The sequence below is a fragment of the Sporosarcina sp. BP05 genome, from assembly GCF_014282005.1.
GTDB lineage: Bacteria > Bacillota > Bacilli > Bacillales_A > Planococcaceae > Sporosarcina.
On record NZ_JACFTD010000003.1, the window covers coordinates 70,028 to 91,995 of the forward strand.

General features: G+C 40.1%; 20 protein-coding genes and 1 riboswitch. Of the genes, 11 read left to right on the forward strand and 9 right to left on the reverse strand.

Annotated features, from left to right (window positions below):
- Positions 1–153: 153 nt before the first annotated feature.
- The gene (locus H2672_RS05085) at positions 154–768 is read right to left on the reverse strand and encodes a DUF3298 and DUF4163 domain-containing protein (RefSeq protein WP_370569604.1); all 615 of its coding nucleotides are present in this window, start codon (positions 766–768) and stop codon (positions 154–156) included.
- A gap of 1,085 nt (positions 769–1,853) precedes the next feature.
- On the opposite strand from H2672_RS05085, the gene H2672_RS05090 reads away from it, so the two are divergent.
- Positions 1,854–2,285: a YkvA family protein gene (locus H2672_RS05090; protein ID WP_186669845.1), complete on the forward strand. Its 432-nt coding sequence runs from the start codon at positions 1,854–1,856 to the stop codon at positions 2,283–2,285.
- Between the two features lie 63 nt (positions 2,286–2,348).
- Here H2672_RS05090 and H2672_RS05095 read toward each other — a convergent pair whose 3' ends face one another.
- Positions 2,349–3,209, reverse strand: a complete 861-nt coding sequence (locus H2672_RS05095; protein WP_186669847.1) for an SAM hydrolase/SAM-dependent halogenase family protein — start codon at positions 3,207–3,209, stop codon at positions 2,349–2,351.
- Positions 3,210–3,556: 347 nt separating this feature from the next.
- Between H2672_RS05095 and H2672_RS05100 the strand changes: the two genes are divergently transcribed.
- From H2672_RS05100 to H2672_RS05120, 5 genes are all read left to right on the forward strand, one after another.
- Positions 3,557–3,931 carry a nucleotide excision repair endonuclease gene (locus H2672_RS05100; protein ID WP_067207386.1) on the forward strand — a complete coding sequence of 125 codons (375 nt, stop codon included), beginning with the start codon at positions 3,557–3,559 and terminating at the stop codon, positions 3,929–3,931.
- A gap of 66 nt (positions 3,932–3,997) precedes the next feature.
- Entirely contained in the window at positions 3,998–5,257 is a 1,260-nt protein-coding gene (locus H2672_RS05105) for a hypothetical protein (RefSeq protein WP_186669849.1), read from the forward strand.
- 266 nt (positions 5,258–5,523) lie between these two features.
- Positions 5,524–6,267: a metal ABC transporter ATP-binding protein gene (locus H2672_RS05110; protein WP_186669851.1), complete on the forward strand. Its 744-nt coding sequence runs from the start codon at positions 5,524–5,526 to the stop codon at positions 6,265–6,267.
- The gene (locus tag H2672_RS05115; RefSeq protein ID WP_186669853.1) at positions 6,264–7,124 is read left to right on the forward strand and encodes a metal ABC transporter permease; all 861 of its coding nucleotides are present in this window, start codon (positions 6,264–6,266) and stop codon (positions 7,122–7,124) included. The genes H2672_RS05110 and H2672_RS05115 overlap by 4 nt, the downstream gene beginning before the upstream one ends.
- A gap of 27 nt (positions 7,125–7,151) precedes the next feature.
- Positions 7,152–8,096 carry a metal ABC transporter substrate-binding protein gene (locus H2672_RS05120; protein ID WP_186669855.1) on the forward strand — a complete coding sequence of 315 codons (945 nt, stop codon included), beginning with the start codon at positions 7,152–7,154 and terminating at the stop codon, positions 8,094–8,096.
- Positions 8,097–8,272: 176 nt separating this feature from the next.
- Here H2672_RS05120 and H2672_RS05125 read toward each other — a convergent pair whose 3' ends face one another.
- From H2672_RS05125 to tenA, 4 genes are read right to left on the reverse strand one after another with little or no spacing between them, the layout of a single operon-like run.
- Positions 8,273–9,250 carry an ABC transporter substrate-binding protein gene (locus tag H2672_RS05125; protein WP_255485347.1) on the reverse strand — a complete coding sequence of 326 codons (978 nt, stop codon included), beginning with the start codon at positions 9,248–9,250 and terminating at the stop codon, positions 8,273–8,275.
- Positions 9,247–9,987: an ABC transporter permease gene (locus H2672_RS05130; RefSeq protein WP_186669857.1), complete on the reverse strand. Its 741-nt coding sequence runs from the start codon at positions 9,985–9,987 to the stop codon at positions 9,247–9,249. Before H2672_RS05130 ends, H2672_RS05125 begins: the two co-directional genes overlap by 4 nt.
- Complete coding sequence (locus H2672_RS05135; protein ID WP_255485351.1) at positions 9,984–10,745, reverse strand: ABC transporter ATP-binding protein; 762 nt, start codon at positions 10,743–10,745, stop codon at positions 9,984–9,986. Before H2672_RS05135 ends, H2672_RS05130 begins: the two co-directional genes overlap by 4 nt.
- Entirely contained in the window at positions 10,720–11,412 is a 693-nt protein-coding gene (gene tenA / locus H2672_RS05140; protein ID WP_186669868.1) for a thiaminase II, read from the reverse strand. Before tenA ends, H2672_RS05135 begins: the two co-directional genes overlap by 26 nt.
- 106 nt (positions 11,413–11,518) lie before the next feature.
- Positions 11,519–11,622, reverse strand: a riboswitch (TPP riboswitch).
- A 150-nt stretch (positions 11,623–11,772) separates the two neighbouring features.
- Here tenA and H2672_RS05145 point away from each other — a divergent pair.
- The 4 genes from H2672_RS05145 (at position 11,773) to H2672_RS05160 (ending at position 19,197) form a co-directional block, all read left to right on the forward strand.
- Positions 11,773–12,930: an exonuclease SbcCD subunit D gene (locus H2672_RS05145; RefSeq protein ID WP_186669870.1), complete on the forward strand. Its 1,158-nt coding sequence runs from the start codon at positions 11,773–11,775 to the stop codon at positions 12,928–12,930.
- The gene (locus tag H2672_RS05150) at positions 12,927–16,004 is read left to right on the forward strand and encodes an AAA family ATPase (RefSeq protein ID WP_186669872.1); all 3,078 of its coding nucleotides are present in this window, start codon (positions 12,927–12,929) and stop codon (positions 16,002–16,004) included. The genes H2672_RS05145 and H2672_RS05150 overlap by 4 nt, the downstream gene beginning before the upstream one ends.
- 232 nt (positions 16,005–16,236) lie before the next feature.
- Complete coding sequence (brnQ, locus tag H2672_RS05155) at positions 16,237–17,592, forward strand: branched-chain amino acid transport system II carrier protein (protein ID WP_186669874.1); 1,356 nt, start codon at positions 16,237–16,239, stop codon at positions 17,590–17,592.
- Between the two features lie 189 nt (positions 17,593–17,781).
- A complete protein-coding gene (locus H2672_RS05160; RefSeq protein ID WP_186669876.1) occupies positions 17,782–19,197 on the forward strand; it encodes a carbon starvation CstA family protein in 1,416 nt (471 codons plus the stop codon).
- A 73-nt stretch (positions 19,198–19,270) separates the two neighbouring features.
- On the opposite strand, the gene H2672_RS05165 is transcribed toward H2672_RS05160, so the two are convergent.
- The 3 genes from H2672_RS05165 to H2672_RS05175 form a co-directional block, all read right to left on the reverse strand.
- Positions 19,271–19,933 (reverse strand): GntR family transcriptional regulator, encoded by a 663-nt coding sequence (locus H2672_RS05165; RefSeq protein ID WP_186669878.1) that lies wholly within the window; start codon positions 19,931–19,933, stop codon positions 19,271–19,273.
- A 78-nt stretch (positions 19,934–20,011) separates the two neighbouring features.
- Positions 20,012–20,599: a VanZ family protein gene (locus H2672_RS05170; RefSeq protein ID WP_186669880.1), complete on the reverse strand. Its 588-nt coding sequence runs from the start codon at positions 20,597–20,599 to the stop codon at positions 20,012–20,014.
- A 15-nt stretch (positions 20,600–20,614) separates the two neighbouring features.
- Positions 20,615–21,133, reverse strand: coding sequence for a GNAT family N-acetyltransferase (locus H2672_RS05175; protein WP_186669882.1), 519 nt, complete (start codon positions 21,131–21,133; stop codon positions 20,615–20,617).
- A 126-nt stretch (positions 21,134–21,259) separates the two neighbouring features.
- Between H2672_RS05175 and H2672_RS05180 the strand changes: the two genes are divergently transcribed.
- Positions 21,260–21,856, forward strand: a complete 597-nt coding sequence (locus H2672_RS05180) for a 3D domain-containing protein (RefSeq protein WP_255485355.1) — start codon at positions 21,260–21,262, stop codon at positions 21,854–21,856.
- The last annotated feature ends 112 nt before the right edge of the window (positions 21,857–21,968 follow it).

Below are 21,968 nucleotides of genomic sequence, written 5' to 3' on the forward strand. Positions count from 1 at the left end.
ACTTTTAAAGTCAAGTTTTTTAAAGCCAATTCATCGTTAGGTTAACTGGTATTTATGTTGGTATTAATTATAATGAAAAATTGAAAATCCTATTGCTGAAACAGAATCGAAGTTTCAACAGTAGGCTTAACTTTCAGGTTTATTGAAGAATAATCAAGTGAATGCCATCATCCGATCAAGTGGACCGTCAGGTTTTATAATATCCGCTAGATCTAGGATTGGAATAGGGAAATAAGGAAAGCCCCAATAGTGTGGCGTAATTTCGATTTGTTGGAAGTAGATAACCAGAGATGTATCTGCAATATAGAAATCCTGATCACTGCGGATTCCTTTGAATGGTGGGTCCGACAACTGGATATTCCAGTCTTTGATTCGTTTTCTAATTATATCCGACAACATCTTCTCGTAATTGCTTCCAGTTTTGAATAAATCCTTCAGTTCATATTGTTTTCCAGTTTTCGTATCAAAGGTCAGCGATTTACTGATAGTTAACCCGTTTGCACCGCCTGTAAATGAATAGACGATTAGATTTAAACTAAGGATGCCGCGTTGATTGTTTTTTAACTCATAATTGGCGAATAATTCCACAAGGTCTTTATCGTAAAAACTTTGCTCGACTAGAATTTTGTTCAAGGCTGTTATGATGGCATGATTAATCGTACTTTGCACATTCGGATTTGGTAATTGGGTAACGACAGGGTAATACACTTTAACATCTTTCGAGGCATGGGGCAGTCTTTTTGTCGTGATCGACACTGGTAAATCCACTGGGGACGTCCTTTCCTTCTCAATAGAGTAGTACATCATATGTGCAATTGAGCTTGAAAAGTCGAAATAATGGGTAGTAAGAATAAAATAATACCACGTCAGTTGATTAACCATTCATTTACATAAAGTACTGGTGAGATGGGCTTGATGACCTTTATTTTCACTTGACTATTTTCGGCCCGCTTACGGCTAACTATTCATAACAGATTTACTAAGGGGTCCTAGTGTGGCTAGAAGTGACTCCGTCACTTCTAGCCACACTTTTTTCAGTAATACTATTGCGAATTGTTGCCTGTCGCGATCCTACACTATTCAAGTGAAAAATGAAGTTGTTTTTGAAGAAAAGAGTAGATGCCACCCTATAGGGAGTGTAAGTGCCCGAAGATACAATTTCGGGCACTCTTGCACGTTGTACAATGTGTTCCTTGCTTACTTTTAGCAAAAAGTATATATCTAATCATCTGATGCCCTATAGAAAGTGACACTTCTTTAAAATAAAAAAGAAAAAATCATAAGGAAAGCATCAGCCGCCAAAATTGTATCTTTGGCGGCTTTTCTCCAGGTAAGAAGTCAGTTATTCTTTCGTCCCGAAAAAATTCAGCACTCTGTGTATGTATGTCTTTGGAGAGCGACGGATGAATGACAACCATAGGATTACCGAAAAGATGTGTAGGGATACGACTAAGTCGAATCCCTACACATCCAGACATCTCGGTAATCGTAATCGTAGTCATTCAATCCAAAGTAATCCAAAATCAACTATACACATAGCGTCCAGTAGGTGATTAAGTTAGTTAATGGTAACTACCGGTTAATCGACAGACGTGAAATAATACCTTTCTGATACGAAAATTATAGCCGCATATAGATTGAAATAAAGAACTTCATTGAATCCACAGCGGCTACCCCTTGAAAAGCGCCTTCGCTGTTTATATTGTTATTCATAAATCCAATCTCCTATATAAATGTTGATGTATCAACGATGTATAAAAAACCTACCGGCAGGGCTCTAGAGCTATCGAATGACACATAGCGTCGTTCCGTGTAGAATTAATGGCACGAGCACTAAATGGGGAGGTTTTAATATGACGAAAAAAGAGAATGAATTTGAAGACAAATTAAAAAACTTTGACCCTGAGTCCAGAATGCAGGGAACAGAAAACCATTATTCAGACGAAAAGTTTTGGGGCAAAATGATGAAATATGGGAAACGGGCGGGGAAGACAACAGTCTATTATAGCTTGCTCCTTTTTTATGTTGCAAAAAGCCCAAAGGTTCCCAAATCGACAAAAATGATTATTGTCGGTGCACTTAGCTATCTGATATTTCCACTCGATCTCATTCCAGACTTCATTCCAGTAGTTGGACTGGTGGATGATGCCGGCGTCATAGCGGGGGCCGTATTTAAAGTGATTTCTCATATTGATGACGATATAAAAAACAAAGCAAAAACAAAAATGAATACACTGCTTGGTGTTAAATTCGATGCTGAAGAAGTTGACAAGCGATTGGTATAGTGGAAAGAGCTAACGAGGGAATGAAGAATTCCACGTTAGCTCTTTTTGATTGCTGTGCTGTTGTTATTCATAGACAATTCTAGGTGCCTTGCGAATAACGATTTCCCAGTTTGTTCCCGTGCCTACACGATAGGCATCTGCAAACGATCCCTGATTGATGGCAATACCGATGTTATCGAGTGAGTTCACATAAACGAGTGGCTCGCCGATATGCAAGTCTGCAAATGATCGGCCAAAAGTCATTATGTTGTTGTAAATAGTACGGCCATCTGTCGTTATTGAAACTTCTATCGAATCGCCATGCTGTTCTACGATTTTCTTAAATTGACTCCGGCTAATATTCGTCCACAGATTGCCGAAGGGGCGGTCGATAATATCGACTATACCTGTAATTGTTTCATCCACAATGGTGGACAATTTCAAGGGGAGTGCAATTACTGTCGATGGATCAACTGATGCACCGATATCTTCAAATTGGATAATACCAGCAGCCAGCCGTGCACCTGTGTATGCGAATATATCCCGTCCATGGAAGGTGTGCGATTCACCTGAGTTAGGGAGTCTGTTTTTCGATTCATCGATTTCCCGGATCTCCGTTATTTTGATGAATTGCAATACATGTGTTAAGGTCCCGTTATCTGGGGTAATAATATAGTGATCATTCGCAGTCTTCGCGACAATCGCACGCCGATTCGATCCTACACCTGGGTCGACAATCGATACAAATACCGTTTCACTTGGCCAATAATTGATGGACTGTAATAAACGGTAGGAAGCTTCCCAAATATTGTATTGGGGAATTAGATGCGTGATTTCAAAAATCGGGATTCCACGTTGAACTGAGTTTGCTACGCCATGCATTGCACTCACTGCGCCATCACTTTTTCCGAAATCTGATTGAAAAACTAATAAACCTGTTGTCATTATAAATCCACTCCTCATTTATATAGTCTATGATAATAAGAAATAAAAAAATTCCATCCAAATCAATCATTAATCGATTGAAAAGGACGGAATTTACTCACTCTAGTTTACTCTTCAACGTGCATCTTTATTATTGTATAATTTACATGATTATGAATGGAAAGTCAATAAGGTTGGATAACGAAATTATCAGGACATGTGAAATGCCCGCCACACCAAGTCCTTTTTGAATGAGTCCGCTTTCTTCAGCACTGATGGCTAACGGAATAAAATGACACCATTCTTCGCTTTTTGGGTCGTTTTATGGTAGAATTTAAGTTCATAACAGAAGAGGACGTGACGTTTAATTGATCACAATTACTATACCAAATCCGGATGTAACGATTGTACAACGCAAACAAGAAATGGGTGCCGATGTTGCACCGATAAAACCGATTTACGGCTTTATTGATTTGCATGAGATTCCGCGTGATAAAGGCGGTATCATTTTGTTTTATAACAACAAAGATGAATTGCTGTTTGCTGGGAAAGCACGTAAACTGCGCCAACGTGTCAAGAAGCATTTTGAAGACACGGTCTCTCCAATCAAAAATCATCGTAACGAAGTGCATGAAATTGCGATTATCGTTGTCGAAGACCCAATGGAACGCGAAATTTATGAAACGTATATTATTAATACACAACGTGCGAAATATAACCTTGATAAAGTATTTTTTGAATGAAATAAAGAGCTGACTGCTTAATGCAATCAGCTTTTTATTTTGACTACATTGGAATAGGGTGAAGTTATGGATAGTAGATTGCAGGCAATTGTAAATCGCACGCAAGAGGAGTTCGGTCTTGAAAATTATTTGTTAGGAAGACACTCATTTTATAAGCAAAGGGATACTATGCAAAGTGTGTATTATCAATTGACGATGGAATGGTTCCCTAAAAATTTAAAGGGATTGATAGAAGAGGATGAGAATCCTGAAGGCACAGCAATTATTGAATATAATATTCAAAGTGGGAAATTTGAGAGAGTCATTTTTGTCCATGGCGAGTCAGATTCAACGATTACATTATTTAAAGAGAAAACCCCTGAAGAGGTGGTATCTTGGGTTGAACAACAAACAGATCTAGTATATGGAGTAGATTTCACTCTGAAAAGAGCAGCAGAAGATGAGTATGTTTATGAGACGAATGTAGATGGCGTCCAAATTTCACCTAGCTTTCAAATTGAAGTGAAGTTCGATAAAGAGGGAAAACTAACTTTTTACACTACATATGGAAGTCCGCCGAAGATGGAGCTAGTTGCAAAATCAGCATTCACTTTGACGTTGGAAGAAATTGAACCCATCGTAAAAGAGCATCTTCAGCTTGTCAATTTCCCATCCGAATCGCAAAAAAAGTTTGTACCAGCTTATGCGATGAATGAAGTGTTTGTCATGAATGATGGGAATAGACTTATCCCATTTTTAGAGGAAGAGCGTTCTGAAATAAAGTTGGGAACTGTTTTAGAATGGAACGTGTCGTTAAAAGGACATCTTGAACGGAAATACCTTCATGTGACCCCGTCAACCTTTAAGGAAGCATTTGAATCGGAAAAATTTTCCGATCCTCTTGTGCTTACAGATGATCAAATTGAGCAGTGTAAACAAATCATACTGGATACTATGCGAACGGAGTATCCGGCAGAAAGTGGCATATGGAAGTTAGACAAGCTTAAGGTGTTGGAAAACTATATAGAAGGATTTTGTTTTTTAAAAAATGAGAATGTGGAATTATTTAGTCGTAAGATTGTCATTCTAATAGACCGGGATTCGATGAAATTTGTAAATATGATGGATAATGAAGGGATGCTTGAAGTTTTTGATTCATTTACACTAGCAGAACAAGCTACTGTATCACATGAAGAAGCATACGAGAAAATGATTTCCTATATAACTATGGATCCTGTTTACGTATATGATCAAACGACGGAAAAGTATGTCTTATGTGGCTTGCCTGATTCGGAGATGGCGGTCGATGCCGTATCCGGTGAAATCATTGCATTGGCTGATCTATAAGGGGTAAATTAGAAAGGGCAGTTCTTAATTTTTAAGGATTGCTCTATTTCTCTTTACTTTTTCAGAACTTTCTTTTATAATCAGAGTATATTAAGTTTCCCTCGTGCAACAAAAGAAGTTTAGAGGAATGATATTTTTTTGTTATTAAAGTTTCCCAAGGGAAAGAAACGTGTGTAAGAATTTTATTTTTTTGACTATAAAGTTGCACTAAGGAAACATATGCGCATACACTACGGTTATACAAACTAAAACTAGGAAGTGATTGAATGGAGAATAGCATACAAATCCGCCATTTATACGTTTCTTATGACGGACAAAATGTATTGAATAATATTGACTTTGAAATTACCAAAGGGAAACTTGTAGGTATTATAGGGCCGAATGGCGCGGGAAAATCAACGTTGATGAAAGCGATGCTTGGATTAGTTCAAACGGATAAAGGCGAGATTTCAATTTTTAATAAACAAATCAAAGAAAATAGAAGAAAGACGGCTTATGTACCACAACGTGCAACAATTGATTGGGATTTTCCTATCACCGTAAAAGATACAGTTCTTATTGGAACTTATCCTTCGCTGGGTATATTGAAAAGACCTGGCCGAAAAGAAAAGGAATGGGCGTTGGAATGTTTGGCGAAAGTGGATATGTTGTCATTTAAAGATCGCCAAATTGGTGAGTTATCGGGGGGACAACAGCAACGTGTTTTTTTGGCACGTGCCCTTGCGCAAAAAGTTGATTTGTTTTTATTGGATGAACCATTTGTTGGTATCGATGCTACGAGTGAAGAGATGATTATCAAAATATTGAAAGAGCTGAGAGGTGAAGGCAAGACGATTATCGTTGTTCACCATGACTTAAGCAAGGCGGAAAAGTATTTTGATGAGGTTTTATTGCTAAATAAAGAATTAATTGCCTATGGGCCCGTACGGGATGTATTTATTCCTAAGACTATAGCAAAAGCCTATGGCGGACAATTATCCTTTTTGGAAGACATGGTGATGCCGACATGATGAATTTTATAGAAGCAATCATCCAGTATGAATTTCTCCAGAAAGCACTAATTACTTCAGTAATGGTTGGCATAATAAGCGGGGTAATTGGCTGTTTCATCATTTTAAGAGGAATGGCGTTAATGGGAGATGCTATATCACATGCAGTGTTGCCAGGTGTAGCTCTATCCTTTATGTTGGGTATTAATTTCTTTATAGGTGCAGTTGTAACAGGTATTTTGACAGCTGTAGGCATTGGGTATATTACTCAAAACAGCCGTGTTAAAAATGATTCATCTATAGGGATCATGTTTACTGCCGCATTTGCTGTAGGTATTATTCTCATAACATTTCTGAAGAGTAGTTCAGACTTGTATCATATCCTGTTTGGGAATGTATTGGCTGTAAGACCATCGGATATGTGGATGACGTTGATCATCGGATTGGTTGTTTTAGGAAGTGTGTACCTCTTTTATAAAGAGCTACTCGTCAGTTCATTTGATCCAATAATGGCTGAAGCATATGGTTTGCCTAATAAAATGATTCATTATTTCCTAATGACATTGCTCACATTAGTGACCGTTGCATCTTTGCAAACAGTAGGTATCATTTTAGTTGTAGCGATGTTAATTACACCCGCATCGACTGCCTACTTATTAACAAATCGCTTATCCATTATGATATTTTTAGCGATGTTATTTGGGGCGATTTCGGCAATCGTTGGCTTGTATTTGAGTTTCACTTTTAATCTGGCTTCAGGAGCTACAATTGTTCTTGTAGCGACAGCTCTATTTATTTTGACGTTTATTTTTTCACCGAAACAAGGGGTTTTATGGCGGTCAATGAAAGTTAGAAAACAAAAGATTCGTGTATCATAAATAAAGAAAATAGTGGGGGAATAATAAATGAAGAAATTAAGCATACTCTTATCCGTTTTCATCATGGCGTTTTTATTGGGTGCATGTAATAAAGGCACAGCTACAAATGAAGCGCCATCGGAACAAAGTAAAGATAAGGTAAAAGTAGTGACAACGTATTCAATTGTCTACGATATTGTGAAAAACGTTGGTGGAGATTTAGTAGATATTCATAGTTTAGCGCCAATTGGATCTGATCCACATCAATATGATCCATTGCCTCAAGATGTTGTATTAACAACTGATGCAGATGTTGTATTTTATAATGGGCTTAATCTAGAAGAAGGAAACTCTTGGTTTAATAAAATGATTGAAACTGCTGGGAAGTCTGGGGATGATGCCCATGTATATCAGGCAAGTGAAGGTGTTAAACCTATGCTACTGAATTCGGAAGACCACAGGGGGGAAGAAGATCCACATGCATGGCTAGATGCTAGAAATGGAATTATCTATACCGAAAATGTTCGTGATGCGTTAAAAAAAGTTGATCCTACCCATTCAGAAACCTATGATGCAAATGCAGAAAAGTATATTAAGGAAATAGAAGCAGTGCATACGGAAATTAAGGAAAAGATGGATAGTATACCAAAGGAAAAAAGAATTTTAGTAACAAGTGAAGGCGCATTTAAATACTTCTCCTCGGCATATGATTTCAAAGCGGCATATATTTGGGAAATCAATTCGCATAATGAAGGAACGCCAGATCAAATAAAAAGTATTGTTTCTACAGTTTTAGATGAAAAAGTTCCTGCCCTATTCCTCGAAACAAGTGTTGATCCAAGAAGTATGGAAATGGTATCAAGAGAAACAAAAGTACCAATTGCAGGAAAAATTTTCACTGATTCCCTAGGGAAACCGGGAGCAGACGGTGATACTTATCTGAAGATGTTAAAGTGGAATGCAGATATGATCTATGAAGGATTAAGTAAATAATGAACAAACCAACGGTCAGCTTCCTATTAGAAAGGAGGCTGACCGTTTTAGATTGTATAATAAGCGGAAGGTTTACCTTTGGCCCTAAGGGGTCCTAAATGGCATTAAGAATTCCTTAGCGGTTGCTCTTTCTGAACGAACCTGATGTACCAAGGTAGTAACAAGGATGACTTTTGTTAGTCCATATTAACAAAAATACCATTCAAATCAGGTTCTTCCGTTAACAAACCTTCATTCAACATCCAGTTCGCGGTCGCTTCCCAGTTATTCACATCCTGATCACCAAACTTGTTCTGTGCTTTCATTTTTGGAAGAAGAATAGATAGCGATTCTTTTTCAACATCCTCAATAAGAGGGAAGTTGGCTTCATTTTGGTTTTTTAGTAAGATAGAAATTGCTTCGTCAGGAGAACTTTCTATATCGACAAATGCCTTCCCTACTGCACGCCAGAAGGCCTCAATATTCTTCCGTTCCTTTTCCCACGTTTCATCACTCGTGACAACAACAAGCTCATAAAAAGAAGGGACACCATATTCAGTTGGATCAATATAGCCAGTAGGGTAGCCTTCGTATTCAAGAAGCGGTACTTCGTGGTTAATATAAGCGCCAATGACAGCATCTGTTTTGTTAGAAATAAGGGATGAATTCAATTCAAATCCAACGTCTACCATATTCACTTTACTGTAATCTCCACCATTCGCTTTCATCATCGTCTTAAGTATGGCTTCGTTTAATGGATTGCCTGTATAACCAACCGTTTTCCCCTCCAAATCTTTTGGTATCGTAATGCCACTGCTTTTTAAAAAAGCAACATGATTCAAAGGTGACTGGACAAGTGCACCGACGGATTTGATGTCAACATTCTGCTCAGACTTTGCAATAATAACGTCAGGCTGATAGGTGATACCCATTGTAACTTTCCCAGCTGCCGCAAGATTAATGGGGTCAGTCGGACTTGCAGGGAACTTGATATCCAGTTCAATACCCTCATCTTTGAAATAGCCTTTTTCCTCCGCGACATAAAGGAAGCTATGTACCGCATTCGGATACCAATCTAGCATGATACTTACGTTCTCAGTTTCTTCCTTATTATTGCATGCGCTGAGCAATAGGATTAGCGCGATACTTGTTAGTGATAATGTGATTTTCTTCAATTCTTATCCCTCCATTTTAATGTTTGATTTTCAATGATGGTCACACAGATAAATAGAACAATTCCGACGGCACTAAGTACAAAAATGGGTGCGAAAACAGCTGCACCATCGAATTGCGTCATCATACGTCTGCTGAAATAACCAAGGCCTGCCTGCGCTCCGAGCCATTCTCCGATTGCCGCACCAATCACGCTTAGTGTCACAGCGACTTTCATGCCAGAAAAGAAATGGGGGAGAGCAGTTGGTACGGAATACTTATAGAAAATATCCTTTTTTGAAGCACCCATCGTCAAAAAGAGCTCTTGCATGTCTTTTTTTCCCGACGATAAACCATCGAATGTATTCACTGTTATTGGGAAAAATGTGATTAGTACGGTAACGGCAACTTTGCTCCAAATTGTGTAGCCAAACCACAGTACGAAAATAGGGGCAAGCGCAATAATAGGAATCATCTGAGATGCAATGAGAATAGGATAGAGTGCTTTGCGGACGCCTGGACGGGAAGACATCAGTACGGCAAGGGCTGTTCCTGAAATAATAGAAATGACTAAACCGATAACAATCGTCATCAAAGTAACAGGCAGATGTTGCAACAACAATACTTCCTTCAATTCCCAAAAACGAAGGAATATCTGAATAGGGGAAGGTAGAATGAACGCTTTACCGTAAAGGCGTGCGCCCAACTCCCAGATACTTAGGAATACAGCAATAATTATTATGGATGCCGCATTTTTCACAGTGTTACCTCACTTTGCAGCTTACTGAGCAGCTGTTCTTTCAGTTTGAGTATTTCAGGTCTATGAAGATCCACTCTTGTCCGAGGTCTTTCAAGAGGCACTTCGATTTCCACGAATGAAGTGACGGGCTTGTTTTGCAACAGAAAAATACGGTCTGACAGAAACAATGCTTCTTCTACGTCATGTGTGATGAAAAGTACAGTTGATTTGCGCTTTACCCATTGATTGATGAGCCACTCTTGCATCGACAGTCGAGTGATAGCGTCGAGTGCCGAAAACGGTTCATCTAACAACAGTAGGGAATTCCCAGAAAGGACAGCGCGCAAGAAAGCGACGCGCTGCTTCATTCCACCGGAAAGTTCGCTGGGATAGTTATCCTCTGTTCCACCAAGACCAAACTCCTCTAATAATGGTTGCACTTGCTCCCTGGCAGCCTTTTTATCTAATCCGGCTACTTCAAGCGGAAGACATGTATTTTCTAAAATGGTTCGCCAAGGCAGTAGCAAATCTTGTTGTGGCATATAGCCAACCTTTCCGAGGCGCTGACTGTTTGGATTCCCTTCAAGAAAAATGGTACCCTCTGAAGGTTCATCTAGTCCGGTTACAAGACGGAAAATCGTGCTTTTACCGGAACCGCTCACGCCAATTATAGAGATAAACTCGCCGGGAAGAATGTTGAATGACAGATGATCAAGTATGCTGTTGCCTGATTGGTACGTGAATGAAACATCGTTAAACGCTAGCATTTGCCATTTCAACCCCAGGCCACATTTGTTTTGTATTCGCCATATCCCAAAACATGTATTCATAGCGAGTTGTATTGAGGAAGATATCTTCGAGCTTTAACAGTTCATGCTCCGGTTTACCCTCTGCTGATTTGTTCATTAAGTCGATACACCAGCCAGCAAGTTCCTCGAATTCATCAGAAGAATACATACGAATCCAGTCTCCGTATAACGGGTGATTTGCGGCTCCTGGAATGGCATTCAGTTCCTTGCCAATTTCCCAGTAACTCCATGCACAAGGAAGCAGTGCAGCCATAACCTCGGCAACGGTTCCATTTTGACAGACATGCAACATGTAGTGCGTATAGGCAAGAACAATCGGAGAAGGTTTTGCGTCTTCTAGTTCCTGTTTAGAAATGCCAAACCGTAGTGCATAGCTACGATGCAATGCCATTTCCTTGTTTAGTGTTCCATCGAGAAGCGTTGCGAACTTGCCCATTGTTTCCAAGTCATCGGCTTTGACAGCACCAATTGCAAACAGTTTTGCATAATCAATCAAGTACAAGTAATCCTGTACCATATAAAATCGGAATTTATCCGGATCAAGCGTCCCATCGCCAATCCCTTGTACGAACGGATGGCTATGATTCTGTTTCCAGACTGGTAATGTCTTTTCGAGCATGCGGTCAGTGAATTTCATAATTTCAACACTCCCTTTATTTATTGAAACCCCAAAAACCCACTCCTTGAAGAAGAAGTGGGTTGTAGACAGTCAAACGTATCCCGGAAAATAGACCGGCAGAATTATTGTGTCAGCACCTCTTCCTTACGCTGGTATTAACCAGTTCAAGTTATAAGGGTCAAGGCACATGCCTCTCTCAGCTCTGTTAGAGCACCCCTAGCGGTGGATCATATGAAATTGGATTCACTCACATTATAAGCATACTAAAAATAGAAGGTCAACCTTAATGTTGGAAATAGTTGAAAAGGAATGTATGTTTCCTTTTTTGGTAATTATCCTGTAAAATAGAGGGAAAGAGTATTGAAAGGGGAAATGAAATTGAGATTTTTCCATACAGCGGACTGGCACCTTGGCAAGCTTGTTCAGGGGATTTATATGACAGACGGACAGCGTTATGTACTAGATCAATTCATTGAAGCGATAAGAGAAGAGAAGCCCGATGCGGTCGTTATCGCAGGCGACTTATATGACCGAGCCGTGCCGCCGACGGAAGCTGTCACGCTGCTAGATGAAGTGCTTGAAAAAATCACCATGGAACTAGGGATACCTGTCCTTGCGATTGGAGGTAATCATGATAGCCCGGGACGCCTTCATTTCGGTAGTGGATTAATGCGGGCAAATGGTTATCATATCACGGGTCAAATGACGAGAGATATCGAGCCAGTTGTTCTGACTGATGATTTCGGCGAAGTTCATTTTTACCTCGTACCTTTTGCGGACCCATCTGTAGTGAAACACTTGCATGATGACGAAACAATTATGAACCACAATGATGCTATGAAGAAAGTGACGTCAACCATTCGTGAGCAGATGGTTGAGGGGGTTCGACATGTGTTTGTTGGACATGCTTTTGTGACGCCTCATGGAGAAAGTGAGGCGAACACGAGTGATTCCGAACGACCGCTTGCAATTGGTGGAGCGGAATATGTGTCTGCACATCTTTTCGAAGGATTCCATTATACCGCTCTTGGTCACTTACATCAGGCACATTATGTGTTAAATGAAACAGTGCGATTTGCGGGTTCGCCAATGAAATATTCGATTTCAGAAGAAAATCACAATAAAGGGTTTCTGATCATCGAACTCGATGCTAGAGGACAAGTATCCGTTGAAAAACGGGAGTTGAAGGCGAAGCATGATATGCGGACAGTTGTAGGGACGATGGAAGATATTTTATTGCATCCAGTAAGTGAAGATTATATTTTTGTGAAATTGCTAGATGAGACACCGGTTTTATTCCCGATGGAACAAGTCCGGTCAATCTATCCGAACGCGATGCATGTTGAGCGTAAAGTGTTCATGTCGAACGCAAATGTGGCGGATGAACAACGTATGGAACATGGGAAGCATGATGATTTTGCACTCTTCAAAGCGTTTTATGAACAGATGAAAGGCGAAGTGGCGGACGAAGAAACGGAAACCCTCTTTGCGGAAGTGCTCCATGAAGTTATGCACAAGGAGGGGGCGGGACTGTGAGACCAATTCAATTGACGATGACGGCATTTGGGCCATATAAAGGAACGGAAATAGTCGATTTTAGAGAACTAAAAGACAATCGTCTGTTCGTCATATCTGGCGCAACGGGAGCAGGAAAGACAACGATTTTCGACGGCATCTGCTTTGCATTATATGGCCAGGCGAGCGGAGAAGATCGAACGGATATTCGGGCGATGCGAAGTGATTTTGCTGACGATGCAGTCCAAACAACGGTTGAATTGATGTTTGACATACATAATCGGACGTATCGAATCATGCGACAAATTCCATATGTCAAACAAGGGAACAAATCTGAAACGTCTGCACGTTGCGAGTTTTATGAATTAACGCCGGACGGGGAAGTTCCGCTTGTAGATAGGCAAATCGTGTCTGAAATTAATAAAAAGGCGGAAGACCTGATTGGATTTACACAGGCGCAATTCAGTCAGATTGTCATGTTACCACAAGGAGAGTTCCGGAAGTTTCTCACGTCCGATACAGAAAATAAAGAAACAATCATGCGTAAAATATTTAAAACAGACAAGTACCGTGAAATTGTGGAACAGCTGAAAGGGAGGAAAGAAAATGCACAAGCGACCCTGACGAAAGAAATGCAACAGAGCGAGGGGCATATTGGACAAATAGCATCCTTACTGCCGGAGCGCGAGTCATCGGTCTTTACTGTCCTTGCGAATGAACATTACAATGTGAACCAAGTTGTTCAAGGGTTGGAAGAGGAGCTAGTGTTTTATCAAGAAAAGACGGTTGTTGTTAAAAAGAGTTATGACGACGTCTACGTGAAGCATGCAAAAATGCAAGAAACTTACCACGCTGCGAAAAGTATGAATGAACGTTTTGTTGAGCTGCAACAAAAAGAAATCTTGTTAACAGGTTTATCCAAACAACAGTCGGAAATGGAACGAAAAGAACAACAGATAACTGATGCGGAACGAGCTGCTTCAATTGGTGAAATCGAAATGCAGTTTCTCGCGTTGAAAGAAGAGACTGACGCAAAAGCCGATAACTTTAAGAAAGCAGAGAAAGCCATCCTGGTAGCTACAGAAAACATGGAACTTGCTGGACAGTGTTTTAGTGTTGAAGAGGCAAGAAAAGAAGAACGTGAAAAAATGACAGAAAGCTTGATTCGCCTAAAGGATTTTTTACCGGCAGTATCGAGTTTGGCGTCGAAGGAAGCCGCTCTTGATTTGATGAAGAGAGAAATCAATGTTTTGGAACAAGAACTTGGAAAAATCGCCGGAAAGACAGATGAAGAAACCAGTAAATTAGAAAAGCTGAAATTGAAAATTGAGACGTTTGAAGTGGGAATTGCTCCGTACGATGAACGTATCGATCAATTAAATGAGACGAATGAAAAGTGTAAGATACTTGATGAATTCATCAGTATTCAAAGTCGTTTAAATGTATTGGGTAAAGGAAAGTACGACAATGAAATGCATTACGAAAAATGTAAAACGGAATACGATGCAGTCGAAAAGACTTGGCTGAATAATCAAGCAGCTATGTTGGCTGAGTCTCTTAAGGATGGGGAATCCTGCCCTGTATGTGGGAGCGAACATCATCCCGCAAAAACGGATAAAACAATAGAGGTAACCGTTTCGAGGGAACAGCTTGAAGCGGAAAGAAGAAGGCTGAAAGAAGTCGAAAGTCAATTCCGAACCGCCGTTATTACCTATCAAAATGTAGTAGAACAGTTGAATGAAAAAGATAAGGAAATGAAGCGTTTTGCTATAGAAATAGGAAAAAACAATCTGCATGTGGATAAACAAAAGTTGGAAAGGGAAGTAACGAAGCTTCGTGAGGATCGGAAATTACTTGTTGATCTGAAAGAGAATTTGAAAAAACAAGAATTGATTACAGCGCAATTCATGGCGCGAAAAATTGAAGTGGAGCGTGCGTTGAATCAACAGCAATCGTTGTATGATACTCAATTAGCCGTTTTTAACATGACATTACAAACAATACCGGAAGATGTTAGGGTACTTGCTAAACTTCAGGAGCGCATTGCTGAAGTGGAAAAGAAAAAAGAGGAATTAGATTATGCTTGGGAAACAGTACAAAAAGTGCGGGAAGAAACTAGCAAGAAGCTGACGGAGGCGAAATCTGCAGGAATTCATGCTTTGGAAACATTGGGGGAAGTTGAAGGGAAGAGGAGCCGTGCGGAAAGCAGATTCACACACGCATTGGAAGAATCCGCGTTCGCTACAGAAGAGGCTTATCGCGAGGCGAAAATGCAAGAAGTGGACCGCACTTTGTTAAGAGAAAAAGTGGCAGCATTCAAACAACAGCTTCATAGTTTACGCGATGCAGTAGGGGAATTACGGGTACTTCTTGAAGGGAAAGAAGTGTTGGATCTAAGCAATTTGGCTACGAAATTGGCCGAAATGAAAAATGACTATGAAGCCGCTCTTACTGATTACAATGCATCTTCAGAATATGAAAAAACTGCATTCGGTTTGAAAGAAAAACTTGTGCAGTCATCCGGAAAAGTGATGGAACTTGAACGGATATATGGGAAAATTACAGACCTTTACGATATTGTAAGAGGACAGAACGGATTGAAATTGTCATTCGAACGCTTTATTCAAATCGAGTACTTGGAACGCATTATCCAATCTGCGAATGAACGTCTGAAGGAAATGTCGAACGGGCAATTTGTCTTAATCCGCAGCGACCGACAGGAAGTACGAGGGAAACAAAGTGGACTGGGTCTGGATGTATATGATGCTTATACAGGTCAAACACGCGACGTGAAGACATTGTCAGGTGGTGAAAAGTTCAATGCCTCTCTCTGTCTTGCGCTTGGTATGGCGGATGTCATTCAAAGTTTCCAAGGTTCGGTTTCGATCGACACGATGTTTATTGATGAAGGATTCGGGTCACTCGATGAGGAATCGTTGAACAAAGCGATTGATACACTTATTGATCTGCAGAAATCAGGTCGAATGATTGGTGTTATCTCTCACGTTGAAGAACTGAAAGCTGCTCTTCCAGCCATCCTCGAAGTGAAAAAAGCGAAAGAAGGCAATAGTCACACTCATTTTATTATAAAATGAGTGAACCTTATGTCCGTCTGCATGTTCAATCATGCAGACGGATTTTTTTCATTACGCAAATAGGATCTTAATTTAGTAACATATTTGTGTTGGTAAAATCAATATATTCAATTTATTAAAATGATAATATTTTCAGTAATATATTGTGTTTTTCAGATAAAAAGAGTAATATTAGTTTCACTGATATATTGCATATATGTAAAAGCAATCACACCAAGGGGGAACTGGAACTATGGAAAAGAAATTATCATTTTCATCATATCTTGCTATAGGCTTGATGTTATTTGCATTATTTTTTGGAGCGGGAAATCTAATATTTCCTGCACAGCTCGGACAATATGCAGGAACGAATATGTGGCTTGCTGTTATAGGCTTTTTGATCACGGGCGTAGGGCTTCCGTTTCTTGGCATTTTAGCAATAGGCTTCTCAGGTAGCCGTAATTTACAAGATCTCGCAAGTAGAATCCACCCGGTTTATGCAGTAATATTCACATCACTTCTATATCTGACAATCGGACCATTTTTTGCCGCTCCTCGTACAGGTGCAGTTGCTTTTGATGTCGGTATATCTCCATTTATTAGTGCAGAATATACACAAATTGCTTTAATTATTTTCACATTGCTATTTTTTGGCGTTACATTGTGGCTGGCACTGACCCCAGCAAAACTAGTTGACCGTGTCGGTAAGATTCTTTCACCAGCGATTATCATTCTACTTCTCGTATTGCTTGTAATGGTCGTCATGAAACCAATGGGGACAATTGGATCTCCGCAGGGTGCATATGCAAGCGGTGCATTCATGAAAGGATTTACGGAAGGGTATAACACAATGGATGCACTTGCATCACTCGTCTTCGGAATTCTCGTTATCAATGCCATTCGCTCGATGGGTGTGACGAATAAGATAGCTATTTTAGCTGCGACTGCTAAGACAGGTGCCGTTGCAACGGGGCTCCTTGCAATTCTTTATCTGGGAATTGCATACTTGGGGGCGACGAGCACGCAGTTGTTCGGACTTTTTGACACGGGTGGGCCCGTCTTGAGTAATGCATCATCGTATTATTTCGGTGCGTTTGGTTCCGTCATGCTTGCAGTCATTATAATTCTCGCATGCTTGACGACTAGTATAGGGTTAATGATGGCTTGCGGAGAGTATTTCCATACGATTATGCCGAAAATCAGTTACAAAATATTCGTAACGATTTTCACTACATTCTGTTTCGTTGTGGCAAACTTTGGCTTGTCTAACATCATTACGTATTCGATTCCTGTATTGATGTTCCTTTATCCGCTATCTGTTGTTTTAATACTGCTTACGTTCTGTTCACCGCTGTTTAACCACTCGCGTCTTGTATACGTATCGGCAACAGCTATCGCATTCATGATCAGTTCGATAGATGGTTTGAAAACACTTTGTGAATTACTTGAAATAGACTACTTCGGATGGATGGCACCAATCGTTTCGTTTTATCAACGTGTATTACCGTTCTATAATGAAGGTCTAGGTTGGCTATTACCAGTTCTAGCTGTCATGCTAGTGACAGGAGTATTGGCTCGATTACTAAAAATGTCATCAGTGAATACTTAATGAAATAATAAAGTAGAGCTACATCACCTTTTGAAAAGTGATGTAGCTCTTTTTTGTGTAAATGGATTGAATAGTACGTTGAATAAAAAGTTATTGGTTTATTATTTTATAACATTTCTACTTGTTTTATATATCTAATAATATATAATAGTCTGTGTATTGCTTTTATACATAGAGGAGGAAGCGTAAATGGTAACGTTTTTTGCATCATTGATTGTACTTTTTGCCGGCTACGCAGTTTATTCGAAAGTTGTTGAAAAAGCGTTTGGGGTGAATGATGCCAGAGCAACACCGGCGTACACGGTGAATGATGGTATGGATTATGTACCGATGAGTTGGTGGAAAGGATGGCTCATCCAATTATTGAACATTGCGGGACTAGGACCAGTTTTTGGTGCAGTTGCGGGTGCGCTGTATGGACCAGTAGCGTTCATCTGGATTGTTTTCGGAAGTATTTTCGCGGGGGGCGTACACGATTACTTTTCGGGAATGCTGTCATTGAAACATGGTGGGGCACAATTTCCGACAATTGTAGGTAAATACTTAGGGAGTTTTGCTAAAAAAGCAATCACGATTATTTCAATCGTGTTGATGATCCTTGTTGCTGCTGCATTCACCGCGGGTCCAGCTCAGCTGATTGCACAAATTACACCGCTTAGCTTTATGGCTGCACTTATCCTTGTATTCGGTTACTTTGTACTAGCTGCAGTTTTGCCTATTAATAAAATCATTGGTAGAATCTATCCGGTTTTTGGCGCTATCCTCATTTTTATGGCGATGGCAATCGCTGTAGCCCTCATTTTTGGTGGTCAGCCGATTCCAAACCTGACATTAGAGAACTTACATCCAGGAGACTTACCGATATGGCCGCTCCTTATGGTGACGATTTCATGTGGTGCGATTTCAGGCTTTCATTCGACCCAGAGCCCAATCGTTTCCCGGACGATGAAAAAAGAGTCGGAAGGTCGTAAAATATTCTACGGTGCGATGATTGCAGAAGGCGTCATTGCGCTCATCTGGGCTGCTGCGGGAATGACATTCTTCGGAGGGACAGGCGGTTTACAGGCTGCTCTGGCGGCTGGGGGACCTGCAGGTGTTGTCAATGAAATATCCACTACGCTTTTAGGAACAGTCGGAGGTATCCTGGCTATTCTAGCTGTGATTATCTTACCGATTACAACGGGCGATACTGCTCTCCGTTCTTCCCGGATGATTGTGACTGAATCCATTTCGAAATGGGTTAATCCTGATAGAAAAGTTATCGTTTTTGGTATTACAATCGCACTTGGCGTACCGATGTTTTTTTTATCGACAATTGACTACACATTTTTATGGCGTTATGTCGGGTGGACGAATCAGCTGTCCGCAACTATCATGTTGTGGACAGCCGTCTCATTCTTGATGAAAGCAGGTAAATCGCATTATATTGCTGGAGTACCGGCTCTATTTATGACAGGGGTAGTATGTACGTATATTTTCTATGCACCTGAAGGATTTAACATAGACTATACAGTATCGCTCATCATCGGAGCTATTTTGACTGCGGGGGTGGCTGCCCTCTACATTCGACAGATTATTCGTCACAAAGATGCTACTATGAAATAAGTTTTACCGAAGTCTTGAATGATCTAAACCAAAAGCCGGCTTCCTCATTTTCGAGGCAACCGGCTTTTCGCTTTCAGTTAGTTGATAATGAATGGAATTCTTCAATCGCACGGAGCCAATTTCCACGCATAATAGCGGATACGTTCGCTTCATCACGATTTTTCATTAACGTTATAATTTTATCATGCTCATCAATCGATTTTTCAGTCAAAATAATCGAGTTATGGAAGAACAATCTTCTAACATGCGCTTGAAGTGATGCAACCATGGATATGATGTATGGATTGTGCGCTACATCAACGATAATCTGATGGAATTCCTCGTCGATTTTCAAAGCAGAAAAATAATCTTCTGTATAGACTGCGTGAGCAAATCTTCTATTCGTACTTTCAAGTAAGGCAATCGTATCTTCTGTAAGTTGCGGGATCGCAAGCTCTGCGGATAAAGCTTGCAGCGCTGCTAGTGGGGGGAGAAGATCTGTTATAGATTCTTTATCCACTTCTGTTACTTGTGTCGCTTTCCCGGGATACATCTTCACGAACCCTTGCACTTCGAGAAGTTGCAACGATTCACGAATAGGTGTCCTGCTAACTCCGAGCGCCCCGGCTAGTTCTGTATCGTTTAACTTCTCACCTGGATGTAATGTACCATCTATAATCCATTGCTGGAGTTGGTTAAATGCATTTTCCTTTGCGGAAACTCGAAGCGGCTTCGCATGATCTGTAGGTACCGGCACTATGAATCACCATCCTGTATAAGTCATTATTGCTCTAGTATACAATAAAGTAAGACCAGTTGAAAGATATGCAATATATTACGAGCGGAATTTTTTCTTTTTAAACAAATGGTTCACCTTCGGGAAGTGTTTTTTCATGACAACATACACGCAGTAGCCAATCATACTTCCTACTGTATTTAACCATAAATCATCAATATCACTACTTCTTGCTTGGGATAATTGCGTTATTTCAATGAAAAGTGAAATGCTTAAACCAATCAAAGAAACTTTCCAAAATCGATTGAATCTACTCCATACTAAAGGAATCATAAAGCCGATGGGCATGAAAATGCATATGTTACCTAAAAAGTTTATTATAAATGGCTGCCAGAAATTCAATTCTGTAATGGCATAATAGTTATCTTGAAAAACTCTGAACGGAATTAGATTTACATTCGAAAAAGAGCGTGTAACGACGGGTCCCGTATAGAGAAACGTCAGGATCGTTTGTGAAAATAACGCTGTCATGAATAATAGAAAGATGACAACACCGATTTCATGGTAGACATGAAGTTTCTCGTAGCCACGTATTTTATTGTAAATGATACGAAAAATGATAATAATGGGCAAAGCAACGAATAAATAAGGAATCATTTCTGTGATATAACCTAAAATTGAAGTCATTAAATCCACCTTACTTTAATTAATGTCACGCTTATATTTCAGTGATATATCCTGGTCTTCTTTAGAAGTTCCGTATGCAAATTCTTCATGCTGGAAGATGAATCCGCGCGCCTCGTAAAAGGGGATGCCATAATCATTGCCTTTGGCGACGGAAACCCATTGTTCATGTGCGCCATACGTATATTTCTGTATTTTAGTAAAGAAGTCAAGAAGTCGTGTGCCAATACCCATTCCGCGCATTAAGGGGTCTAAATAGAAGACATATACTTCTCCCGCCGTTTTACTCGTCATTCCGCCGCCAATAGCCCCGACGATTTTTCCATCTGTCTCAGCTATGAAATAACCGTGCCATTCTTCATTAATAGAGACGATTTCCTGCTCAATACGTTGCACGCTGTAATATTGACCAATCAGTTTAGTGATGTAGTCTACAGAATAAAGTTTCTCGTATGTAAACCATTGACTCGCTACAAGTATGTCAGTTATAGCTGTAGCGTCGTTTCTTGTCGCTCTACGAATAGTTATCGCCTTCATTACAGACACCTCTTTGCATGTAATAATACACATCCTGATTGTAATGGTAAAGACGGCTTTCTGTAATGTTCTTGTAACAGTAGGTTGCTATTATAAGTATAGACTAAATAGCAGGGAGTAGAGTAATTGAGAAAATTATTAATGACACTCATTCTTACGATTGCATTATTGGTCAGCGGCGCAAATGAGAGCTGGGCAGCATCGCCAAATTACACAGTGAAGAAGGGCGATTCGTTATACAAAATCGCGAAGATGCATAACGTATCCGTATCTAATTTAAAGTCATGGAATAACTTGAAGTCAAACATAATTCATCCGAATAAGAAGCTGAAAGTCTCTTCTGGAGCAAAGGTAGTAAAAAAAGCACCTGAAACGAAAAAAACAGTTAAATCAGTTGCTAAAACGCCGTCTCGGTCTGACTCCGACAATGTAGTCAAAGAATTCACCGTGTCGGCCAGTGCATTTACAGCGAGCTGTAATGGTTGTTCAGGTATAACGAAAACAGGTATTAATCTAAAAACTAACCCGGGAGTGAAAGTCATCGCTGTCGATCCAAGTGTCATTAAACTTGGAACGAAGGTATATGTGGAAGGCTACGGATATGCAATCGCTGGTGATACGGGAGGCGCAATCAAAGGAAACAAGATTGACGTGTTTTTCCCCACAAAAGGGGAAGCGTATAAATGGGGCCGTAAAAATGTGACGATAAAAATATTGAATTAAATAATAAAGCGTTGGCTTTCCAATTGGAGAGTTGGCGCTTTTTGTGTACCTACTTACAGTAAGAGAGTACCAAAAAATATGCTGATTCTTTGTAATGAAAAAGACAACTCGT

What these genes read in the sequence shown, in the direction of transcription:
- H2672_RS05120 (WP_186669855.1), top strand. Translation starts at nt 7,152, where the DNA reads ATGAAGAAATTAAGCATACTCTTATCCGTTTTCATCATGGCGTTTTTA.
- H2672_RS05115 (WP_186669853.1), top strand. Translation starts at nt 6,264, where the DNA reads ATGATGAATTTTATAGAAGCAATCATCCAGTATGAATTTCTCCAGAAA.
- H2672_RS05110 (WP_186669851.1), top strand. Translation starts at nt 5,524, where the DNA reads ATGGAGAATAGCATACAAATCCGCCATTTATACGTTTCTTATGACGGA.
- H2672_RS05095 (WP_186669847.1), bottom strand. Translation starts at nt 3,209, where the DNA reads ATGACAACAGGTTTATTAGTTTTTCAATCAGATTTCGGAAAAAGTGAT.
- H2672_RS05175 (WP_186669882.1), bottom strand. Translation starts at nt 21,133, where the DNA reads ATGAAGGCGATAACTATTCGTAGAGCGACAAGAAACGACGCTACAGCT.
- H2672_RS05170 (WP_186669880.1), bottom strand. Translation starts at nt 20,599, where the DNA reads ATGACTTCAATTTTAGGTTATATCACAGAAATGATTCCTTATTTATTC.
- H2672_RS05105 (WP_186669849.1), top strand. Translation starts at nt 3,998, where the DNA reads ATGGATAGTAGATTGCAGGCAATTGTAAATCGCACGCAAGAGGAGTTC.
- H2672_RS05090 (WP_186669845.1), top strand. Translation starts at nt 1,854, where the DNA reads ATGACGAAAAAAGAGAATGAATTTGAAGACAAATTAAAAAACTTTGAC.
- tenA (WP_186669868.1), bottom strand. Translation starts at nt 11,412, where the DNA reads ATGAAATTCACTGACCGCATGCTCGAAAAGACATTACCAGTCTGGAAA.
- H2672_RS05160 (WP_186669876.1), top strand. Translation starts at nt 17,782, where the DNA reads ATGGTAACGTTTTTTGCATCATTGATTGTACTTTTTGCCGGCTACGCA.
- brnQ (WP_186669874.1), top strand. Translation starts at nt 16,237, where the DNA reads ATGGAAAAGAAATTATCATTTTCATCATATCTTGCTATAGGCTTGATG.